This is a genomic window from Solimonas sp. SE-A11 (assembly GCF_030345715.1).
Lineage (GTDB): Bacteria > Pseudomonadota > Gammaproteobacteria > Nevskiales > Nevskiaceae > Solimonas_A.
Genome location: NZ_JAUASX010000034.1, coordinates 1 through 21,073, shown reverse-complemented (window position 1 = coordinate 21,073; position 21,073 = coordinate 1). Strand labels below are relative to the sequence as shown.

18 protein-coding genes and 1 pseudogene are annotated in these 21,073 nt (G+C 63.4%); 7 read left to right on the top strand and 12 right to left on the bottom strand.

Annotation, left to right across the window (positions count from 1 at the left end; all coding sequences use genetic code 11):
• Positions 1 to 128: 128 nt before the first annotated feature.
• From QT386_RS22795 to QT386_RS22765, 7 genes and pseudogenes are all read left to right on the top strand, one after another.
• A pseudogene (locus tag QT386_RS22795) lies at positions 129 to 539 on the top strand (SDR family oxidoreductase); the annotation flags it as partial.
• Positions 540 to 547: 8 nt separating this feature from the next.
• Positions 548 to 1,231, top strand: coding sequence for a transglutaminase family protein (locus QT386_RS22790; protein WP_289276053.1), 684 nt, complete (start codon positions 548 to 550; stop codon positions 1,229 to 1,231).
• A 76-nt stretch (positions 1,232 to 1,307) separates the two neighbouring features.
• The gene (locus tag QT386_RS22785) at positions 1,308 to 2,879 is read left to right on the top strand and encodes an AMP-binding protein (RefSeq protein ID WP_367401484.1); all 1,572 of its coding nucleotides are present in this window, start codon (positions 1,308 to 1,310) and stop codon (positions 2,877 to 2,879) included.
• 25 nt (positions 2,880 to 2,904) lie between these two features.
• The gene (locus QT386_RS22780; protein ID WP_289276051.1) at positions 2,905 to 3,144 is read left to right on the top strand and encodes a hypothetical protein; all 240 of its coding nucleotides are present in this window, start codon (positions 2,905 to 2,907) and stop codon (positions 3,142 to 3,144) included.
• The gene (locus QT386_RS22775; RefSeq protein WP_289276050.1) at positions 3,144 to 3,440 is read left to right on the top strand and encodes a wax ester/triacylglycerol synthase domain-containing protein; all 297 of its coding nucleotides are present in this window, start codon (positions 3,144 to 3,146) and stop codon (positions 3,438 to 3,440) included. Before QT386_RS22780 ends, QT386_RS22775 begins: the two co-directional genes overlap by 1 nt.
• A 142-nt stretch (positions 3,441 to 3,582) precedes the next feature.
• Positions 3,583 to 3,999 (top strand): SRPBCC family protein, encoded by a 417-nt coding sequence (locus QT386_RS22770; RefSeq protein WP_289276049.1) that lies wholly within the window; start codon positions 3,583 to 3,585, stop codon positions 3,997 to 3,999.
• A gap of 87 nt (positions 4,000 to 4,086) precedes the next feature.
• Positions 4,087 to 4,845 (top strand): MerR family transcriptional regulator, encoded by a 759-nt coding sequence (locus QT386_RS22765; RefSeq protein ID WP_289276048.1) that lies wholly within the window; start codon positions 4,087 to 4,089, stop codon positions 4,843 to 4,845.
• Positions 4,846 to 5,000: 155 nt separating this feature from the next.
• Here the strand turns inward: QT386_RS22765 and QT386_RS22760 are convergent, their stop codons facing one another.
• The 12 genes from QT386_RS22760 to QT386_RS22705 form a co-directional block, all read right to left on the bottom strand.
• Positions 5,001 to 5,990: a YCF48-related protein gene (locus tag QT386_RS22760; RefSeq protein ID WP_289276047.1), complete on the bottom strand. Its 990-nt coding sequence runs from the start codon at positions 5,988 to 5,990 to the stop codon at positions 5,001 to 5,003.
• A gap of 57 nt (positions 5,991 to 6,047) precedes the next feature.
• Positions 6,048 to 8,663, bottom strand: a complete 2,616-nt coding sequence (locus QT386_RS22755) for an efflux RND transporter permease subunit (protein ID WP_289276046.1) — start codon at positions 8,661 to 8,663, stop codon at positions 6,048 to 6,050.
• 276 nt (positions 8,664 to 8,939) lie between these two features.
• The gene (locus tag QT386_RS22750; RefSeq protein WP_289276045.1) at positions 8,940 to 9,554 is read right to left on the bottom strand and encodes a hypothetical protein; all 615 of its coding nucleotides are present in this window, start codon (positions 9,552 to 9,554) and stop codon (positions 8,940 to 8,942) included.
• Between the two features lie 86 nt (positions 9,555 to 9,640).
• Positions 9,641 to 12,184 (bottom strand): DUF1302 domain-containing protein, encoded by a 2,544-nt coding sequence (locus QT386_RS22745; RefSeq protein WP_289276044.1) that lies wholly within the window; start codon positions 12,182 to 12,184, stop codon positions 9,641 to 9,643.
• A gap of 275 nt (positions 12,185 to 12,459) precedes the next feature.
• Positions 12,460 to 13,821 carry a DUF1329 domain-containing protein gene (locus tag QT386_RS22740; RefSeq protein ID WP_289276043.1) on the bottom strand — a complete coding sequence of 454 codons (1,362 nt, stop codon included), beginning with the start codon at positions 13,819 to 13,821 and terminating at the stop codon, positions 12,460 to 12,462.
• Between the two features lie 173 nt (positions 13,822 to 13,994).
• Entirely contained in the window at positions 13,995 to 14,885 is an 891-nt protein-coding gene (locus QT386_RS22735; RefSeq protein ID WP_289276042.1) for an alpha/beta hydrolase, read from the bottom strand.
• A gap of 14 nt (positions 14,886 to 14,899) precedes the next feature.
• Positions 14,900 to 15,733: an SDR family oxidoreductase gene (locus QT386_RS22730; RefSeq protein ID WP_289276041.1), complete on the bottom strand. Its 834-nt coding sequence runs from the start codon at positions 15,731 to 15,733 to the stop codon at positions 14,900 to 14,902.
• 216 nt (positions 15,734 to 15,949) lie between these two features.
• Positions 15,950 to 16,837, bottom strand: a complete 888-nt coding sequence (locus QT386_RS22725; protein ID WP_289276040.1) for a metal-dependent hydrolase — start codon at positions 16,835 to 16,837, stop codon at positions 15,950 to 15,952.
• Positions 16,838 to 16,862: 25 nt separating this feature from the next.
• Positions 16,863 to 18,518, bottom strand: coding sequence for an NAD(P)/FAD-dependent oxidoreductase (locus tag QT386_RS22720; RefSeq protein WP_289276039.1), 1,656 nt, complete (start codon positions 18,516 to 18,518; stop codon positions 16,863 to 16,865).
• Between the two features lie 71 nt (positions 18,519 to 18,589).
• Positions 18,590 to 19,585: an SDR family oxidoreductase gene (locus QT386_RS22715; protein ID WP_289276038.1), complete on the bottom strand. Its 996-nt coding sequence runs from the start codon at positions 19,583 to 19,585 to the stop codon at positions 18,590 to 18,592.
• Positions 19,586 to 19,594: 9 nt separating this feature from the next.
• Entirely contained in the window at positions 19,595 to 20,494 is a 900-nt protein-coding gene (locus tag QT386_RS22710; protein ID WP_289276037.1) for a metal-dependent hydrolase, read from the bottom strand.
• 322 nt (positions 20,495 to 20,816) lie between these two features.
• Positions 20,817 to 20,945, bottom strand: coding sequence for an SDR family oxidoreductase (locus QT386_RS22705; protein WP_289276055.1), 129 nt, complete (start codon positions 20,943 to 20,945; stop codon positions 20,817 to 20,819).
• Between the last annotated feature and the right edge of the window lie 128 nt (positions 20,946 to 21,073).

Here is a 21,073-nt window from a genome sequence, read left to right as displayed (position 1 = left end):
GGACATTGGGCGTCCATATTGGCCGAAATCCGCTATAGTTCCATGGACAAGCCAACACCCGCAGAAAACTGCACATCTGTCTGCGGTTAGCATAATGTCCATAGATGCCTAATCGCGGGTGCCGCTTCGACATCTGGGGCGGCATGCCGACGATGGCGCATACCGGGGCGGCGCGCGCCGGCATGCTCAATTTCACCGAGACCGCCGCCTGCGAGTGGGCGCAATCCGGCGTGCGGGTCAATGCGGTGGCGCCAGGCTGGATCGCCTCCAGCGGTTTCGACACCTATGACGAGGCCATGCAGGCCGAGCTGCGGCGGCTCAAGGACAAGGTGCCGCTGGGCCGTTACGGCAACGAGGCGGAGGTTTCCGCCGCCATCGTTTTCCTGCTGTCACCCGGTGCCGCCTTCGTCACCGGCTCGTGCGTCCGCGTGGATGGCGGCGTGCCCAACGCCCGCCACACCTGGAAGCCAGTGCCTACGGACCGTTCCAAGCCCTTCGACGGCTTTCCCTTGACCAGCCTGCCCCGGTGCCTGCAATGAATCCGACAATGAACCCCACCGACAGCTTGGTGGCCTGCCTGGCGCCCAGCCCCCATGTCGAGGCCGATCATCCGGGAATCTGCGCCCTGGCCGAGCGCGTGACCGCCGGCCTGGGCGATACGCGCGAGCGCGCCGTGGCGTTGTATTATGCAGTGCGCGACGGTTTCCGCTATGACCCCTACAACATCGAACTGTCCGGACGCTGTTTCAGGGCCAGCGAGGTTTTCGAGACCGGCGCCGGCTTCTGTATCGGTAAGGCCACGCTGCTCGCCGCCGTCTGCCGCGCCGCCGGCATTCCGGCGCGCCTGCACTTCGCCGATGTGCGCAACCATCTGACTAGCCCGCGCCTGCGGGCGATGATGGGCACCGACGAGTTCGTCTTCCACGGCTATACCGAGCTGTGGATCGAGGAGCGCTGGCGCAAATGCACGCCGGCGTTCGACCGGCGCCTGTGCGAGAAGGCCGGCATCCGCGCGCTGGAGTTCGACGGCCTGGAGGACTCGGTGTTTCACCCCATCGATCTGTCCGGCCGCCAGCACATGGAGTATCTGCGCGACCGCGGCAGCCATGTCGACGTGCCGGTGGAGGACATTTTCCGTGTCTGGGGCGAGGTCTATCCGGGCATGTCCGGCTGGGCCCGCCAAGCCCGCGGCGGAGACTTCGAACAGGAGGCGCGCGCGCCTGCCGCATAGAGCCGGAATGCAACCGGAGGAGACGATAATGACGACGATGACGGTCCCCAGCCCCTTGCCCAGTCCGCTGCCCGTGATGAGCGGCATCGAGCCGCCGCCCGCGATCCTGTCGCGCGTGGCCATCGGCGACTTCCTGCGGCGCGCGGCGCAGCGCGACCCCGCACGCACGGCCCTGGTCGACGGCAGCGCGCGCCTGAGCTATGGCGAGCTCAACGACCGCGTGTCGGCAGCCGCCAATGCGCTACTGGCCACCGGGCTGGCGCCGGGCGAGCGGGTGGCGACGCTGTGCAACAACTCGGCCGACTTCGTGAGCGCGTTCTTCGGCATCCACCGCGCCGGTCTGATCTGGGTGCCGATCAACACCGGCCTGGGCCTGGACGACGTGCGCTACATCCTCGAGCACGCGCAGGCCACTTGCCTGTTGATCGACGCCGCCGTGCTGGCCCGCCCCGGGCTGCGCGAGCTGCTCGACACCGTGCCGCTGCGCAGCCGCTTCATCGTCGAGGGCGCGGCGGACGGCGCCTATGCCGGATTCGCCGCGGCGCGGGAAGCCCAGCCGGCGCGTGAACCGGGGGTCGCGATCGGCGACCGCGACGTCGCCCAGATCATGTACACCAGCGGCACCACCGGGCGCCCCAAGGGCGTCATGCAATGCCATCTGGCGGTGGTAATGGCCGCGCTGGCCAATGCGGTCGAGCTGGGGTTGTACCGCGACGACACGACCAACGCCATGCTGCCGCTGTTCCACTGCGCCCAGCACACGCTCTTGTTTACCTCGCTGATGGCCGGCGCCACCACGATTCTGATGCGCGGCTTCGATCCTGCGGCCGTGCTCGACGCCATCGAGCGCGAACGCATCACCCGCCTGTTCGCCCTGCCGCTGATGTATCAGGCCATGCTCGAGCACCCCAACTTTGCGCAGCGCGACCTGTCGAGTCTGCGCACCTGCCTGTACGCGATGGCGCCGATGGCGGAGAGCCTGCTGCGGCGGCTGATCGAGCGCTTTTGCCCCAACTTCATGCTGGGCTCGGGACAGACCGAGATGTACCCGCTCACGGTGGCCTTCCGGCCCGAGGAGCAGCTGCGCCGCTTCGGGCCGTACTGGGGAGTCAGCTCGGTGCTCAACGACACCGCGGTCATGGACGACGAGGGCCGCCTGCTCGGCCGCGGCGAGGTCGGCGAAATCGTTCACCGCGGCCCCAACGTCATGCTCGGCTACTACCGCGACCCGGAGGCCACGGCGCGCGCACGCGCCTTCGACTGGCACCATACCGGCGACCTGGGCATGTGGGACGCCGACGGCCAGCTGCTGTTCAAGGACCGCAAGAAGGACATGATCAAGACCGGCGGCGAGAACGTGCCTTCGGTGAAGGTCGAGGCGGTGCTGCTGCAGCACCCCGCCGTGGCCAATGCCGCCGTCGTCGGTCTGCCGCATGCGCGCTGGATCGAGGCGGTGACGGCCTTCGTGGTCCTCAAGCCCGGCCGCTCGACGAGCGAGGCAGAGCTGGTCGAGCATTGCAAGGCCCACCTCGGCGGCTTCGAGGTGCCCAAGGCCATCCGCGTGCTCGAGGCTCTGCCGATGACCAGCACCGGCAAGATTCAGAAGCAGCCGCTGCGCGAGCGCTACAGCGATCTGTACAGCGGCTGAGTGTCGCCAGCGAAGGAGTACGGCCATGAAGACGATCCGCAATCTGCTGTCCGACAACGCCGTCGACATCGCGAAACACGCCGAGCAGGCGTGCGCCGGACTCAGGCGCCACCAGCGGCACAGCGGCGGCCTGAACCGGGTTTACCTCGACAGCGGCGGCGACCGGACGCCGCCGGTGCTGATCCGCGACTTTGGCGGCGACAACCACCTGGCTTTCCGCCAACACCTGATCGGTCGAACCGACCTGCTCCCGCAGGCGTCCTGATGCCGGTCGCGACGGCAACGGCGCCCGGCGGCGCTGTCCCGCATCGCATTTTCAACCAACCGATCAGCGGCTCGTGGCGATTTTCCGCCCAGTCCAACTCCGCGGCGCGGGTCCGGGCGATATCCCGCCACTTCGGCGCCACCTCCAACGATGTCGTCCTCGCCGTCTGCGGTGCCGCGCTGTGCCGCTACATGCTGGAGCTGGGCAAGCGGCCAGAGCGACCTTTGATCACTGCCGTCCCGGTGTCCACCAGCCGCGAAGAGCGCGACTCCGGCAACGAGACGCCTTCGCACTGAGCCGCCTCGGCAAGCACATCGCCGACCCCCGCGAGCGCATACGCGCAATCATCGAGAAAGGACCCGAGGGATTGTGGGAGATCGCTCCGGGACGTGGACGCAAGGCCACGTATTCGCCGCACAAGATCCCATTGAGAAAGCCGTGCAGAAACTACAGATTGTCGAAAACGTCGACCTTTCTCCGGACCAGATGTTCGCCCGGCTCGCCGACCACGGAAATCTCGGCAAAGTGCTTGGTGTTCCAGTTAGGCGCACCCGCGATGGCGAAGGCGACATCAATGGGCGCTTGTCGGTTCGCACCCTCGGGTTCTGGCCACTGGACTTCGACGAAACGATCACGGCATTCGAGCCGCCGCGACGCATCGAGTATTCGATCACCCGGGGCTCTCCGCTGCGCAATCACCACGCGGTCATCCTGTTGTCCTCGAACGGCAGCGGGACTGAGGTCCGCTGGAGCATCGACTTCGATGCACTGATCCCGGTCACCGGCAGACCGATCCGGACCCTGATGCGCATCGGCCTGACACGGGGCATCCGAAACCTGGCCAAAACGGCATGACGATGCCCGTTCAGGTAGACTTCGTCCACTATCCATAACTGCCGCTGGGTGCCTGATTCGAGCGTGGCCAAAACATCTACTTACCGCATGGCGGAACTGGTCAGCCGCAGCGGCGCCAGCCGCGAGGCGGTGCGCTACTACATTCGCGAAGGCCTGCTGCCGCCGCCGCATCGAACGGCCCGGAACATGGCCTGGTATTCCGACCGGCATTTGGAACTGATCAAGCTCATCCGAGTGCTCCAGGAGGAGCAGTTCCTCCCGCTCAAGGCGATCAAGTCGCTGCTCAACAAGGACCAAGAATACAAGTTCACGCCGCGACAGCGTGAGATTTTCGCCGGTGTACTTACCGAGATGGACACGCTGTCGCGTCGCGGACTGCCGCGACAGCCCGGGCGTAGACTTGCGAGCGCACTGGGGCTGAGCGATGAAGACTACGATCAGATGGCGGGCATGGGGCTCATTCGCTCCGGCAACGATCCCCTTACGCGCGACGAAGAGGAGCTGCTCCGTCAGTTCGCCGTCCTGCGACAGAGCGGCATGACTCCTGAACGCGGCTTTGCGCCGCAACATATCGAAATCGTGCAGGCGGCCGCCGACCTGTTGTTCGATCAGGAACTGCGCATGTTCCAGACGCTGCTCGACAATCTGCGCGACGACGAAATTCCTGGGATCATGGAACGCGTAGTCCCGGCTATCAACCGTATCTTCGGGCTGTTGCACGAGCGCAAGCTCCGCGCTTTCGTCGCCCGGTTTGCCGCGGGGAAAAACGTCGCCGCCGCGACGGATAAGCCGTCAAAGTCCAAGCCACCCCGCGGGCGGCGCAGTACGCCGCCCGCAGTTGCTTGAGAGAGCGAAGCTGCCGCAGCCTGAACCGGCAACGGGCGACGCGCGCAACCGGCTCACTCACAATCTTTTCCCAGCGCCAAGCTCAAGCGGCTGACCGAACTCCATGCCATCCGCTCGGCCCAGATGGGGCCGCGGAATGAACCGGTTTGGCGGACTCAGCGCAGCGTCGCCACGCGGTGCACACCGCTGTTGGTCGCTGCATATAGCTGTCCCTTCCAGGCCAGCAGCGCAGTGAAGGTCTTGGCCACCGTCGCTTCCGATTCCGCAGGCAGCTTCAGCCGGGACGGTTCCTTGCCCGCTTCAAGTACCATCAAGGCCCCGCCGCTTCCAGCCACTGCGATCCGCCCATTGCTGAGAGGCGCAAGGCCGAACAGCGACTTCTCGGTTCCTGTCGGCACGACTTGCCACTGCGGCTCGGACAAATCCTCGGTCCGGAAGGCGTTGCCCCGCATGCCGATTATCAGCAAACCTCGTTGGCCCAGAGGCATGGCGGCGTAGAGCGAACCGTCGTACGGCGCATCGAGCAGCTTCCAGGTCCGCCCGTCCGGGGAGCTTGCCACCAGTCCCATTTCGCCTGCTAGCACTAACGTCCCGTCGCCCAGTCGATGCACGGCGTTCATGTGGAGCCCCCGCTCGCTGAGTGCGGGATCTACCAGATCCGCCCAAGTCCTGCCGCCGTCCTCCGTGACCTTGAACAGCCCATAGGCGCCGACGGCGTAACCCCTCCGCACATCCGTGAACAAGACGTCCATGAACGGATTGCTTCCGGCTTTTCCGCCATAGGCCTGCACCGACCAGCTCTGCCCTCCGTCAGCCGTGTGCAGGATGCTGGCATCGTGGCCGACTGCCCATCCGCGGCGTTCGTCCACGAAATACACAGCATTGAGCATCACATCGACGGGCGAAGATACCTGCGTCCACTGCTCTCCGTCCTGCGTCCTGAGAATGATGCCGCGCTCTCCGACAGCGATCAGGCTGTCCCCTGCCGCGGCAAGGTCGTTGAGCTGGGCATGGACCGCGCGCGGCGCAGCCTCGGCCGCCGTCGGCTTCGACTCCGACGCCGCATTCGCGACGGTGCCTGCTGCCGCCATCGCTACAACGGCCCACACCATCTTGCCGATCAGATTACTCAAATGCTTGGTCACGGACTTCACTCACTATGGTTGTCGTCTGTCGCAGGGTTCCGGGTACTGTCTTGGCCATCAGTTCATTTCCTGAATTGGGTCCGTCGGAGACAGGGCCGCATCGGACTTCGTGTTTTCGACGGACTCTTGCCGGTCCGGAGACTTCCGCCCGGGCCGCAGCAAAAACGCCGCGAACGCCGGCAGGATGAAGAGGGCAGCGCCCGCGTTGGCGAGGAACATCACGGTCAGCAGGATGCCCATGTCAACCTGGAACTGCAGTCCCGACAGCATCCATGTGGCCACGCTTGCGGCCAGCGCCAGCGCAGTGAAGACAACGGCCTTGCCGGTCTGTCTGAGCGTGTCGGCATAGGCTTCGCGCATCGTCATGGCCTTCTGCTTCACATTTTCCTCCAGCACCGAATAGATATAGATGCCGTAGTCGACACCGATACCCGCCGCGAAAGCTACCGTGGCGATATTCGACACCTTCACCCCGATCCCCAAGAACACCATCACCGAGTAGGTAAATACCGACACGGCGGCGAGCGGCACGAGGATGCAGATCACGCTGGCGATGCTGCGGAAGGACAGCAAGACGCTGATGCCGATGGCCAGATACAGCCACATCAGGACGGTGAATTCCGTCTCCTTCACCACGTCGTTCGCCGCCGCCATCACCCCGACGTTGCCTGTCGCCAGCTTGAAGGTCACCGGCGCGTCCTTGGGCAGCTCGCTAACGAAGTCCTCGAATGTTTCGATGACCGTGTCGATCGTCTTTGCCTTGTGATCCGCAGTGAACACGAACAACGGCATCGCACTGCAGTCCGTATTGAGCATGCCGGTCGAGCTCGGGAACGGCTGCACCGTCACCACCAGCGATCCCGTCTCTCGCGGCAGCACGTTCCACTTGGGGTTGTTCTCGTTATAGGCGTTGTAGACGACTTTCTGCATCTTGGGCAGCGACAGCGTCGACTGCACGCCTGGCGTATTCTCCATGCGCCAGGCCAGACGATCGATGAGTCCAACGACGGAATGGTCGATGCATCCGTCGGCCTTTGCTTCGGCGATGATCTTCAGCACATCGACGCCGATGGCAAAGTTCTTCACGATGGCATCCGTGTCCATGTTGTAGCGCGAATCGGGCCGCAGCTCTGGCGTACCGGGATGCAATTCGCCAATGGCCAGGTCGCGGTTAATGTGCTCCGAGATGCCCCAGGCCACTGCTGTGGCCAGCAATACGAACGCTGCCTGACGTTTGAGGATCAGGCTTGATGCCAACCGCCAGACCGGCTCGAGCGCGAGGTCCCGGCGATGCTGGTGGCTGCGGAATCTCTCGGGATCGCGGATGGGGACAAAGGTCAGCAAACAGGGCAGCAGGAACTTCTTGCAGACCACCACCGCGATCAGGCCGAAACAGGCGTTGATCGCCATCTCCTGGACAATGCCGATGGGAATCAGCAGTAGCGTGCCAAAGCCTATGAAATTCGTGATGAGCGCGGTGATGCCGGGAATGACCAGCCGCTTGTAGGTTCCCATCGAGGCTTCGTAGCTGTTCAACCCCTTGTTGGCCGTCTCCATCAGCCAGAAATTGGTGATCTGGATGCCGTGGGAGGTGCTGATCGCCATCACCAGGAAGGGCACGAGAATAGCGAACGGATCGAGCCCGAAACCGAACAGGTGCAACAGGCCCATCTCCCAGACCACGGCGAGCAGTCCGCAGGACAGAGGCAGCAGCGCGATCAGCCAGGAACCCGTGTACAGCCACAGGACCACCCAGACCAGTAAGATCGTCAGGGCGAAAAAGCCGACCACCTCGCCAGCCTTGTCCGCGATGTCGCCGACGATCTTGGCGAAACCGATGACGTGCACGTCGATGGACGGGTTGTAGTCGGGATTGTCGGCCTCACGCACGTCGAAGTCACTGCCGGAGAGCGTCGCCGTGACGAATCTCCCGCTCTCGTCCTTGTAGCGTACATCCACGTCGGAGAAACGGAACAGCAGCCCCGCAGGATCGCTGTACGAAACGTGGGCTACATCGCCCGCCTTAAGCGGCGGGAGGTCCTGCCGGATTCGGTATTCCCACATTCTCGGACTTGTGAATCGCAATCGGATTTGCTCCAGCCGATCCGCCGTCTCGAAATAGTCTAGCTTCGCGTCGCTGACCGGATCGCGCTCAAGCAACTCGCCGAAAATCATAATGCCCGTCTCGTCGTTGGCGACGAGACGGCCGATCACTCCGGACATTTCCACATTGCGCCGAACCAGCTGCAGCATCTCCGGGGTCGTCGTGAAATCCGCCGGCACGACGTTTCCTCCGCGGAAGCCTTCCTCGACCACTTCCAAATAGCGCACATCCGGGGTCATGATCGAACTGACGCGGGATCTATCCATTCCTGGAAGGAAGAATATCGCGTCGGTGGCCTGTCGCAGCGTCGCCATGAAAGGCGCTTGATAGATGTCCCCGGTCCCTTGCTTTTGCATGATTGCCAGAAGCACCAAATTGGCACCACCGAATTCGCGCTGGTATTTCTTGAACACATCTTCGATGTATGGATGCCCCTGAGGAAGCTGCTTCTCGAAACCGGCGTCCAGCCGCAGCTGGCTCGCCTGCCATCCGAGAATCAGCGTCGCCAGGGTCAGCACGATCAGCAGTCGCGCGCGTTTGTGAAAGATGATAGGGACGGTGACGTCCACGTACCACTTCGCAAATCCACCTTTTACCTCACCGTGCATGGAGAATCTCCGCAATATTTTCCGCAATAATTTTCTACTGACTACTTCCCGGCCCGCCAGGAAGTGAAAGAAAAATCCGCCGTCGGAGCAGCATCGTCAGCCAGTTGCCATGACCGGACCGGACCGGCACTGCAGCAAGCATCAGAAGACCCGGCTGATCTATCTCGGTGGGCGCAGAGCTCGCAGGCGTTCCCGACGGCCTCTCAGGCCAACGACGACCGGACCCCGGCTTCAGTATCAGCCGTCGCTTATACACACCTCGAACAGCCGCAACGCGTTGAGCACCTGAAGCCCCCCCCCGAAATCCACCCGCACCTGGTCGAACTCCTTGGTGAGCTGACTGCCCACGGCCCGCGGCCCGGGGTTGGTCGGCGTGAACAGCAGCGATGGCAGGTCGAGCAGTCCCAGCGCGATGGGAACCTGCCCCACGTCGGGAGCGCTCGACTCCTGTTCCTCTCCGTTGAGAAAGGTCGTGATCCTGATCTGCTGGTTCAGCGCTACCGTGACCGGTATCGCGTCCTCTTCACCGGCCACGAAAATGGCGAGCCGGCTGCCGGGCGGGTGCGTGCGCGCCGTGTCGAACACAGACAGATATGCCGTGCCGGCTACCGAGACGGGGACGTTGAGCGTCGCGAAGTTCGCTGGATCGGCGTCGATCGCGGCCTCCGCATCGAACACCGAACAGAGTACGCACAGCCCTCCGATGCCCGTCTCCATTACCGCCCGCGGCGCGCGCAGAGGCTCGAAGGCATTGCCGGGGGCGCATTGTTCGGGCGCATTGGCGAAGCCGGAGCTGCTGCCTCGGTTGGGATCGTCGGGATCCGAGCAGCCGCCCGCCAGCGCCACGGCCATTAGCCCCAACGCTCCCGCCATCCTCCGAGCCGTTAGGTACCGGGGCGCACATTCTGTATTAATGCCTTTCATGGATTATTCGCCCGTTAGAACTGATACTTGATGTAGAAGCCCAGGTTGTCGCGATCCGCCATCAAATTGTTTGCCCCGGCGCCTGCATACATGTTGTAGACGACGTTGAACGACAACGCCTTTTCGTAGCGAAATTCCGTGACTGCGGTCAGCGAGTAGCGGCCCTCCACGAAATTGAAATGCGGTGCCGGAGAATTGCCATGAATGTCATGCTGCCAGAGCAGCAGCGGCGCGATGCTGATCGACGGCCAGACCGATTCGTAGAGAATGCGCGCGATGACTTTGTAGCCCATCGAAAAGGCGTCGGCAAAGGCATCCCGCGGCGCCTGCCAGGGATTGAAGCGAATGCCGTCGGGCCCAATCGTGCAGGCGATGTTGGTCGAGCAGGCGAGGCGGGAACCGTCCGCACCGCTGCCGTCGGCACCGGCCGAGGCATGGGTGTAGGCCGTCAGCGGCCCCTCGATCTGCAGCTCGTCGAAGTCTGGCATGTTCAGCACGTGCATGGCTGCGAGTTCGTAGATGAGTAGCACCTGGTCAGCGCCGATCAGCTTCGACGGCCAGTCGGACACGCTGTACAGGCGGGTCGCGCCGAGGTTGTACTGAAGGACGTCGAACTCCTCCCATCCGCGTATGCGGCTGTTTGGCGCCGGATCGTCGCCAAGCGTACCGCCGCGATACGGCACCAGAAAACTGGGGAACGATCGGGCAGGAGACGGCACGCCAGCGAGCAGCAGGAATGCCGTGTCATTGAAGTACTCATTGCCATTGGCATCCGTCGCATCGCTGCCGTCATAGACGACATACTGGCCTGTCCCGTTCTGTCCGTTGCCACCCGGCAGCCCGCCGCTGTTCTCGGCGTAGCCCACGGCCGCTTCAGTGCCGTCGCAGCCATCCTCCGGGCCGTTGCAGTGCGATAGCGTGGGCTGCAACGCGGCAAAGAGCACGTCCACCAGAGCCACCTGCAACGGCAGATCGGGTCGGTAGGCGAGCTCGCCCTGGAAGGAGTAGTCGCCGTAGGTGGTGTTGAAGCTCAAGCCGAACATCTTGAGGTCTTCCGGGTAGGTAAGCTGAACATTTGCCGTATCCAACGGAATGACTTCGCTCTCCGGCCGGCCCGGCTGCGGAACCAGCAGATTCAGCACGCCGGTGACGGCATCGAGCGGTGTTTCGTCGATGCCCAGCGTAGCGAGCACCTCGGGTCGCGCGGTCAGCAGGCCCGCAAGATCGGTGACTGCCTGGAGGACGCTTCCCGGATAATTGTTCGTGACTAGGTTCAGGTTCGGACATAGCGTGAGGATCTCCAAGGTGTTCGTGGCGTTCCGGCCCTGCGGGTTGCCGGCTGCGCGCATGCAACTCGCGTTGGAGGCGTAGGCGTCCACATAGGGCAGCTTGGAGTGATAGTTCATGAAATACAGGCCGAGCTCGGTGCCGTCGTTGAGCCATTCGGCGTAGTACTTCAGGCTGAAGCCGTACTCCCCGCCGTCGCGAGCCTCGTCATCCCGCTCGCGCCCGACGGACAGCGTGGTCTTCGATACCAGACCGAAGGGGTTCGAGATTCTGGTGCCTAGCTGATCGAGGTCGTCCGTCGCCTGTCCGAAGCTGGCATTGAGTCGATCGGGACCCTGGTTATTGGTTCCCGCGTCGAGAAACGAGTAGAAGGTGCCCGGCCCGGGAATCTCCACCGGCCTCCACTCGAAGGCGTAATGCGCCTGCAGGCTCAGCGAGTCCGTGAGATTCACGAACACGTTGGCCATGTTGACGGGGATGAACAAATCCTCGAGCAGGGCGTTGCCGAGCCGGTAGATGTTGTTGGCGTTCACCGGGTTGGCCTGGGACAAACTGTTGATGACCGCAGCCGTGCTCTCGCCCCAGTTCACGACCTGTTTGCCGACGCGAACCGTGACGTCTCGATCCAGCAGCGTAAACGGCACCGTTAGGTGCAGGTCGAGCAGATCGTAGAACAGGAAGTCGTCTGCGATCTCGTCCGGCCGCTTTTCACGCACCAGCGTGCCGCGGCTGAGCACATTGTCGTAGTAGCGATTGGCGTACGGATCTCCCCGCGTGGCCACCTGATCGTAGTTTTCGGGCGTGGTCTTGTTCGGGTAGGTCTCGGTGAAATCGTAGTTGACCGGGTCGTAGACACCGCGCCCGCGCACGAACAGCTCCATGTCCGCGAAGCGGAACTTGACGTCCGTGTTCAGGACGAACGGTGCCTGGACGATGTCGCCCTTGTCGTAGTTGAGGTTGCCGTTGTCGAAGTTCATCGAGGCCTGGCCCGGCGCGTCGCGCAGGTGCGCGGCGGGGTAGGTTTGGTCGCGGATGACGCCCTGGCAAAGCTGGTAGGTACCGGCACAGACGTCCGGATTCAGGTTGGATTTGCCGACCAGGTAGTCCGCGCGGTCATGGAGCCGCCACTGCGCCCCCGCGGTGAAGGTGTTATTCAGAATCGCGCTGACGTCCTGCCCGAACAGATTGAAGTCCAGTTCGCTTGCCGCAGCATCCGTGCAAACCATGATCAGAGCCGCCGCAGCGGCGGCCCCGTAGTTCACTTTTATCATTTCGCTCTCCTCTTCTCGCGAAGCCTCGGATCTTTATCGATCTCGTTATGGGCTGTGTCCGTCACTCGACAAGTTTCCGAACTTCCCCTCCTGTAGCGGCACCGGGAATCGCTCCGATCCGCCGACGCATCCATCTGCACCAGCCATCCGCCCCTGTGCTTCGTGCTCTGACGCCTTCATGGGCGCAGTGCTTCGAGCCCTTCGGTCAGGGCTGCCCGCCCGAGGCAGCATCTCCGGGCGGGCGGCCGTGCTGGATCGCCGCCTTCTTGCTACTCCTACTTTGCCGCGCGCTGCTGGATGGACGAAGGTTCGAAATAGCTGTCCGCAAACTCCATGGATGCGTCACCGGGCTTGTCCTCGTTGGCCATCGCGGTGACAAAGTAACGCCCGCTGTTGAAGTGGTAGATCACTTCAGGGACCGTCGTGCTGGCCATCACGTTAGACGCGTAGATCAGGTGCCCTTCCTGGAGCTGCATCAGCTGCCCCTGATGATCGTAGTTGTCCCGCGCTACGATGCTCCAGCTGTCCTCATCGATGTAGAAGCGGATCTTGGCGAAGGTATGGCGCAGGTTGGGCAGGTTGTCCGCTTCCACTACCCAGACGCGGTGCAGCTCGTAGCGCGGCAGCTCCGGATTGACGTGCTTGGGCCGTGCGATGTCGGCGTACTTGACCTTGTTGCCGGCTATCCGGTACGAGTTGTACGGAATGTACATTTCACGCCGCCCGACCAGCTTCCAGGTGTAGCGCTCGAGCACACCGTTGAACATGTCCACTTGGTCGTAGAACTGGTGGCCGTCGGTGCCCTCGTAGGGGTTATCGCAGCAGACCGCCGGCGCGCGACGGATGCGCTTGATGGCCGGGGCGTACAGCCAGGCGGCACGTCCCTGGGGTCCCGTGCCCGCCTTCTCGTGCGCCAGGATGAAGGTGCCGGCAAGCCGAGGCGGAGCGACGATCTCCGACACATATTTGATCGATGCTACGCCCGGCTTGAGTTCGAGCGCCGGCTTTACCGCCGGGTTGTTGTAGTAGAACTTGACGTCCTCGATGATCTTGGTCAGCGTGTACTTGCCGTCGAGCTGAACGATCATCTGGTTATTGAAGCGCCGGAACGCGTTTCCGCGGTACTTCATCTTGTGGTTCCAGATCGGCTCGGCGCCCGATTGCGGAATCGGAAACGGCACCCCCAGCAGCGCACCGGCCGGCTCGTCCACGCCGTTCATCACCGAGCTCGCTGCGTTGACGATCGATCCGTCGAGGATTTCCTTCGGAAAGTTCGCGACGCGGTGGGTCGGATAGACGTTCATCCGGTAGGATTCCGGATAGCGCTTCAGCAGTTCCTTGTGCCCATCGGTCAGCTTGTCCGCATATTGACCGACATTCTTGCCGGTGATAGTGAAGAGGGGCTTCTCCCCTTCGATATCAGGATAACTCGGCCAGAAGTCTTTGAGCGGGCCGCCCTGCGGACGCGGCTTCCATTCGGGTATCGATCCCTCCTTGTTGCCTGCGCGGATGGCACCGACCGGCGTCAGCTCCTTGCCGAGCTTCGCCACCTCCTCCGGCGGTGCCTTGGCGGCGGCTGGCATCACGACAGCAGCGAACAGCGCTGCCCACAGCATAGACTTGCTTTGAATATTCACCTTCAGCTCCTCAGGTTCTCGATTTCGTTTCGTCCGACCGTTCTACCAAACGCTTGGTAGACACCGTACCACCTTGCAACGCAACAATACAAGCCCTACTGATGTGTCGTTGGGGCATAGCGCTAAAGTCTGTTGCTACCGATTGAAAATCGACCAGCAAAACGCCGATGCCTTCAAGCGAGGCTGCCGACGAAGTGCGCGATGCGCTGCAGGTCCTCGCGCGACTCGGAGATCAGCGCGTTCAGCACCGGCCAGGCGTGCGGCAGATCCGGCCGCGCCAGCAACTCCACCCGCACGCCCTGGGATCGCGCCTTGGCCGCAACGGCGTAGGCATCGTCACGCAGACACTCCTGATCGCTGACGGTCAGTAGCAGCGGCGGCAGCCCGGTGAAGTCGCCGTTGAGCGGCGAGGCGCGTGGATCGTCGTGCGGATGGCCGCGCAGATACACCTTGGCCATGATCTGGATGGTGCTGTACGACAGCATGGCATCGCGCCGGTCGTTTTCGCGCCAGCTCGGCAGCCGCCCGCTGATGTCGGCACCTGGGGAAATGGCCACGGCGCAGCGCGGCAGGGCGATGCGAAGATCCCGCGCCGTCTGCAAGGTCGCCAGCGTCAGGTTGCCGCCCGCAGAGTCGCCAGTCACGGCCAGCTTGTCTGCTTCCACCCCGCATTCGAGCAGGGTCCGGTATACAGCCAGGCAGTCCTCCGGAGCCGCAGGGAACGGATGCTCGGGCGCGAGGCGGTAGTCGGGCAGGATCACCTCGGCGTTGAGCAGCTTGGCCAGCCGCCCCGCAAACGGACGATAGGTCCGCAGCTTGCCGCCGATGAACGCCCCGCCGTGCAGGTGCAGAATGGTCATCTCGGGGCGGCGCACGGCGAGCCGCTCGCAGGGAACGCCGGCAATGCTGATTCGCTCGATCGATAGCCCACGCGGCACCGGCGCGGGGAAGGGAAGCGCGAGCACGCGGCGGAAGTGGCTGACCGCGTCCTCGTCCGAGGAAAAATCGCGCTTGAGCAGCGCGCGAAACGCTGCCTTCGCGGCGACTGCACTGGCACTGGCCATTGTGCGCTCCTTCGTCAGCCGGCCGCGAGCCGGTAACCCAGCCCCAGGACACGGGCATAGGCCACGGGGGCTGCCCGCTTGAACCGCCACATGAGCTTGCCGTCCCACTGGGGCAGCACATACAGCTGGTTGCGATCGCAGGCGTCCAGGGTCATGCGCGCCACTTCACCGCTGTCGGTGAAGGCCCACTTCTCCATGGCCTTGGCCGCGAAGCTCTTGCGCTCGGAGGGAAAGCGGCTTTCGTTGATGATGTTGGTCGGCACGATGGTGGGACACAGCACGCTGACGTGCACACCGCTGCCGGAGAGCTCGGCGGACAGGGTTTCGGACAGCGACAACACAGCCGACTTGGTGACGTTGTAAGTCGTCATTTCCGGCGCTGCCGCAAAGCCTGCGGCCGAGGCTGTGTTGATGATGGCGCCATGGCCCGCATCCCGGAAGCGCGGCGCAAAAAAATGACAGCCGTGGATCACGCCCCAGAGGTTGACGTTCACGCACCAGTGCCAGTCCTCAAGACTGACCTCGCCGATGCGTCCGCCGACACCGACGCCAGCGTTGTTCACCACCAGTGTGGTCGGACGGCCCAGGAGTCTGTCCGCCTGCTCCGCCAGCTGGGTGAACTGAGCCTGGTCGCCGACGTCGCAGGTGTAGGGGATGCCGCGCCCGCCGAGTTGCTCCACCAGCGCCGCCGTCTGTTCGGCGCGGTCCGCGTGCAGGTCGGCACAGATCACACTGCCACCCCGGCGCGCCAACTCGCAGGCAAAGCTGCGACCGATGCCGCTACCCGCCCCCGTGACCAGGGCCGCGGCTCCGCGACTGTAGCTGCGCAATGAGGACACCTTGGCCATGCACCGCTCTCCTCTCAGTTGATTTGTTCTTGTAAAGAAATGCACTTCGGGCACACTTTTTCCCGTGGCCATCCTGGCCGGGCTTTAGAGCTTGAATGTCACACGCTCTATGTTCGTATCTGCCACGCCGTCCTGCGGGTCAACGCGGCCGACGTGCGCAACCGCCGGCAGGGCGGCGCCGATGGCGCCCCGCCCTGCCGGACCAGCACCGGTCGTCTAGGCCGCAGCCTGCAGCTGCGGCCGTCCCTCGATGAAGGCCTTGAAGGCTTTCATCGTGTCGCCAGTCGCGTCGAAGGTCTTCTTCCAGACCTGGATCGCCTCGCGATTGTCGTGGTCCCAGGGATGAAAGTTCGGCAGGTAGTACGGCACATAGTGCTTGAACAGCAGCCGCATGAAGCCCGGACGGAAGAACTGGAAGTCCAGCGCCTTGATCGCGGAACGCCAGTTGAAGAGCTGGCCATCCCGGGCGACCAGCTTCAGGCGCTGGTATTCGGAGATGGTGAAGAAGATGCCCGTCATCAGGATCATGCCGGCGATGCGCTTGGAATAGCTGCCGACCGCGTCCTGATACACATCGAACGAAACCGACTTATGCTCGGTTTCCTCGATCATGTGCCAGGCGATCATGGCGCCCAGCTTGGGATCGAAGTCACGGAAAATCTCCGGGTGCTCGACGAACACCGCCGAGATCGTGCCGGTGAAGTGCTCGCCTGCCGCCATCACCGAGAGCTGCATGTCGTCGCTGAGAATCTTCTGCAGGAACGCGCGGATGCTCTTGAACGCCTGCTCGACTTCGTCCACGGGAACGCCGTGCTTCTGCACCGCCGCGTTCATGATGTCGTGCTCGCGCGCGTGGTAGTGCTCCTGCTTAATGAAGTCGATGGCCGCCTTGCGCACCTTCTCGTCCTTGAGCTTCACGATGTGACTGCGCACGCACTGCATCACCCAGCGCTCGCCGTCGGGAACCGCCGCGAGCAGCGCGTTCCACCAGTGCGTGGTCCACGGATCGTTGTTCATCCAGTACTTCGGGACGTCCGTCATGTCGAAGTGGAGATCGCGCGGACGGACCTCGTCGTAGCCGATCATCCGATTTGCAAGTGCCATATTGCTTCTCCTGTCTGACTCAAACCTACGCAACGGCGGCAGCGGTGGCGGCGCGATCCTGCAGCTCGGCCTTCGGAGCAGCCTGGGCGCGGCTGAACCGGTAGTGCTTCATCGGGAAATGCTGGGCCCTCCACAGCATTTCCATCGTGGTGGACGGACGCAGCATCGGTGCATCCCCATGCTTGTCGAAGTAGTAGCTGTTTGACGACGCGCAGCTGTGGTTGACGAACACGGTGTTCTGCTGGCGGCGCTGTACTTTCTGGAAGTAGCGCTCGTGCGGGCCCTGCCCGATCTCGACCCGCGTCATGCGACGTCGGCGCGCTTCCTTGATGCAGCGCACCGCATGGATGGCATGCGCCTCGACCATCTTGAAGTAAGACGTGCCGGTGAGGCCGTAGGGCCCCAGCATGCCGAAGTAATTCGGGAACTTGGGTACGCTCACGGCCTCGTAGGCTTGGTAGCGCTGCTCGTCCCAAAACTGGCCCAACTCGAGTCCGTCGCGCCCATGGACCTCGAACGACGGCATGTTGCCCTTCTCGAACACTCGATAGCCGGTCGCCGTAATCAACACATCGATCTCGCGCTCTTTGCCGTCGCGGGTGCGGATGCCGCGCTCGGTGATGCATTCGATCGGGTCGGTCACCAGCTCGACGTTGTCTCGCGTGAACGTCTTGAAGTAATCGTTCGAGAAGGTCGGGCGCTTGCAGCCAAAGCCGTACTTCGGCGTGAGCTTCTCACGCAACACCGGGTCGTTGGGAATCTGCTCCAGCAGGTTGTTCTTGCCGGCCGCTTCCGCCCAGCGCACCATGCCGGGAATCTGCCGGTAGTAAATCACCGCGCCCACCATGACGGCTTCGCTGAGCACGTCGGTACAGACACGCACGCCTTTCTGCAGAATGGGCAGGGTGCGGAAGGCCGACTTGAGCCAGGTGGGGATCTCCGTGTCGGGCTTCTTGAGCACCCAGATTGGCGTGCGTTGATAGACGTCGAGCTGGGCCACTTTGGGGACGATCGACGGCACCATCTGCACTGCCGTGGCGCCAGTGCCGATGACGGCGACGCGCTTGCCGCTCAGGTCGATGCTATCGTCCCAATAGCCCGTGTGCATCACGATGCCCTTGAAGCTTTCAAGGCCTTTGATGTCGGGCTTCTTGGGCGAGATCAGGCCACCGCTGGCGCCGACCAGGAAGCGCGAGTACAGGCGCTCCCCACCCTTGAGGTGGATCTCCCAGAGATCCCGGTCCTCCAGGAACACGGCCTTGTCCACCTCGGTCCGGAAGCGAACCTTGGGATAGACGCCGTATTTGGCGGCCACGCGCTGGGCGTAGCGCTGCAGCTCGGCGCCGGGGGCGAACACGCGGGACCAGTCGGGATTCTGTTCAAACGAGAACGAATAGGTGAACGAGGTGATGTCCACCGCGATGCCGGGGTAGCGGTTGTCACGCCAGGTGCCGCCCACGTCGCCCGCGCGCTCGAGCAACAGGAACGACTCGATTCCCGCCTTCCTGAGTTCGATCGCCAGGCCAATGCCGGAAATCCCGGCACCGACGATGATCACCTCGTGATCCGGCGTCCGCGGCACGGGACGCGGTGTCGCGCCGCCTTGGACGGCCCGGCTGCCATTCGCCCGGGCCAGCGTGACCGCACTGCCCTGCTCGGTCATCATCACATCGTCTGCCATTGTCTCTCTCCGTCCCAAAAATCCCGCTCGACATCTACAGCCCGCACGATCACGGCACGATCACCGTACGATCACCGTAAGATGCAGGCCGCGCTTTCCGGTTCCGCCTCGGCGCCATCCGTGACAAGCGACTTCGCGTTCTTGACCGCGCGCTTGCGGGCCGACTTGGTTGCCGGTTCGGCGGACGCCGGTGCCGGCGGCGGCGATGCGGCTGCCGCGTTCTTGGATTTTCCGTACATCAGCGGATTGAGCAGCACGCCCGCCACCCACTGATAGCGGATGCCCAGCGTGCGCTGCATCAGGTCGATCACCCGTGCATCCGGACCGACGAGAATCCGCGGCCGGTTGTGCCGGATGCCATCGATGATGATGGCTGCCGCCTTGTCCGGGCTGGTCAGCGTGATGCGTTCGAACCATTTAGAGAAATCGGCTTGGTCCAGCCCGGCAGTGGTGGTCAGCCGCGAGGTCTTGGCGATATTGGTGCGGATGCCGCCGGGGTGCACGCAGCTCACCTCGACCGGCAGGCGTTCAGCCCGCATCTCGATCCGCAGCGACTCGGTGTATCCCCGGACGCCGAACTTGGCGGCGTTGTAGGCGCTCGTCAGTGGTCCGGAGATCATGCCGTAGATGCTCGAGACGTTGACCACATGGCCGTCGCCGGACTCGATGAGCTGCGGCAGAAACGCCTGGGTGCCGTAACAGACCCCCCAGAAGTTGATGCCCATCAGCCACTCGAAATCCTCCCAGCGCATCTCGCGCACGCTCGCGCCGAGCCCGACGCCGGCGTTGTTGATGATGAGGTTCGCCGGCCGGCCGAAATCCGACTTGATCAAGTCGGCGTGCCGGAAGAAGGCTTCGCGGTCGGCGACGTCGAAGACGTAGGCCCTGACCCGATCGTCGCGCCCGCCCCCGGCCAGCGCGACCGTCTCCTCGACGGCTTCCCGCTGGATGTCGCAGGCCGCGACCTCACAGCCCTGTCGGGCCAGATTGAGCACCAGCTTCCGGCCGATGCCGCTGCCGGCGCCTGTGACCACCGCGAGCTTGCCCTGGAAGGATTTCGATATCATGGTTCGCCCCTACGCCGCCTTGGCCAGCTCGGCGTAGGTCGCCTCGCCGGCGGCGAGGGCGTCTCCATGGGCCTCGTAGCTGCGCAGCCAGGCGTCGTAGCCCTCGAGCTTGCCCGCGGCCCAGGGCTCGAACCCGGGCCTGAACCAAGCCAGATAGTGGCCGCCCAGATCGCGGAAGAAGCCGCCGCGCGTGGGCTTGAACAGCCACCACAGACCCTGCGTCCAGTAACGAGCGCGTTCGCGGCGTGTACAGCCATCGATTCGGAGCACATGCTCAAGAATCGGAAAAACCAGTGCGTTAAACAGGACGCTGATGTAGAGCATCATCGCGACGCGGGGTATGTACCCCACCTTGGCGACATCACGCATGATCTCGAAGGCCACAGACTTGTGTTCGATTTCCTCGGCGGCATGCCAGAAGTACAGCGCACGCACGCGCTCGTCGGCGCCGCCCATGAGGTCGCTGCCTTTGTCTAGCAGGCTGTGCGCCATGCTCGCAGTCATATGCTCTGCGCAGGCCGTCAAGGTGATCTGCATGCGTGGCGATAGCACGCGCGTATGCAACGCGAAGAACTTCTTGAGAAAAGCATCGATCGCCGGCACGTCCACGCCCTGGCGATGCAGCCTGGCGTTGTAGGCGTTGTGGAGCATGCCGTGGGCGCCCTCTTGACGCACGAAATCCTTGAACGCCTGTTGAAGCTCGGGGCTTTTCAGCTCGTCCTTGAACTGCCGGAGCGAAACGATGAAGAACTTCTCGCCCTCCGGCAGCGTCGTGGAGAACGCATCGAAAAATCGCGACTTGAACACGTCGCCGTTCGCCCAGTAGATGGGAATTTTGTCGTCGAACTGTAGTTCCCGCGGTAGGCGCGGAACCATCTTGCGGTTCGAGGAAGATAGAGTCGCAAACACATTATGCTCCGAACGTTAGTTAGATTCGCGCATAGCGCTGAGAGCTGCCTTTCGGAAGCGTCTCGGAAGCGATCCGCACCAAGTAGCGCGTTGTCACGCTACGCACTCAATATGCGCTTGCCTGCAGGTCCTGTCAACTGTGCGCCGACCGACCGCTTCAGCGTCCATCAGTCGGTTCGGCGGATACGCGATCCAGCACGCGCATCCGTGCTGAACTCGATGGCGAGCACGATCGTGTTCGCCTCTCGCTCGGGCGACCCACCATTGCGGCGCCGGTCACCAGACAGCGCTTGCCCTGCATTCTGCTGATGGTCGGTCCCCGCTACCGCGCAGCCATGCCGCCGTCCACCAGCAGCTCGGCGCCGGTGGTCCTGCGCGACGCCTCGCGGGCCAAACACAGTACGGCCCGCGCCACGTCATCCAGCTCGCAGGCGCCGATCGGGTGCATCATCTGCACTAGGAGTTCGCTGAAAAACCCACGCAATTTTCGACGCGCGTCGTGGGCTTGATCATTTTCGAGACATTTTGGGACTTGTTCTGAGGTTCTACGCGCCCGTTGGGCGCTGATTTCCGATCATC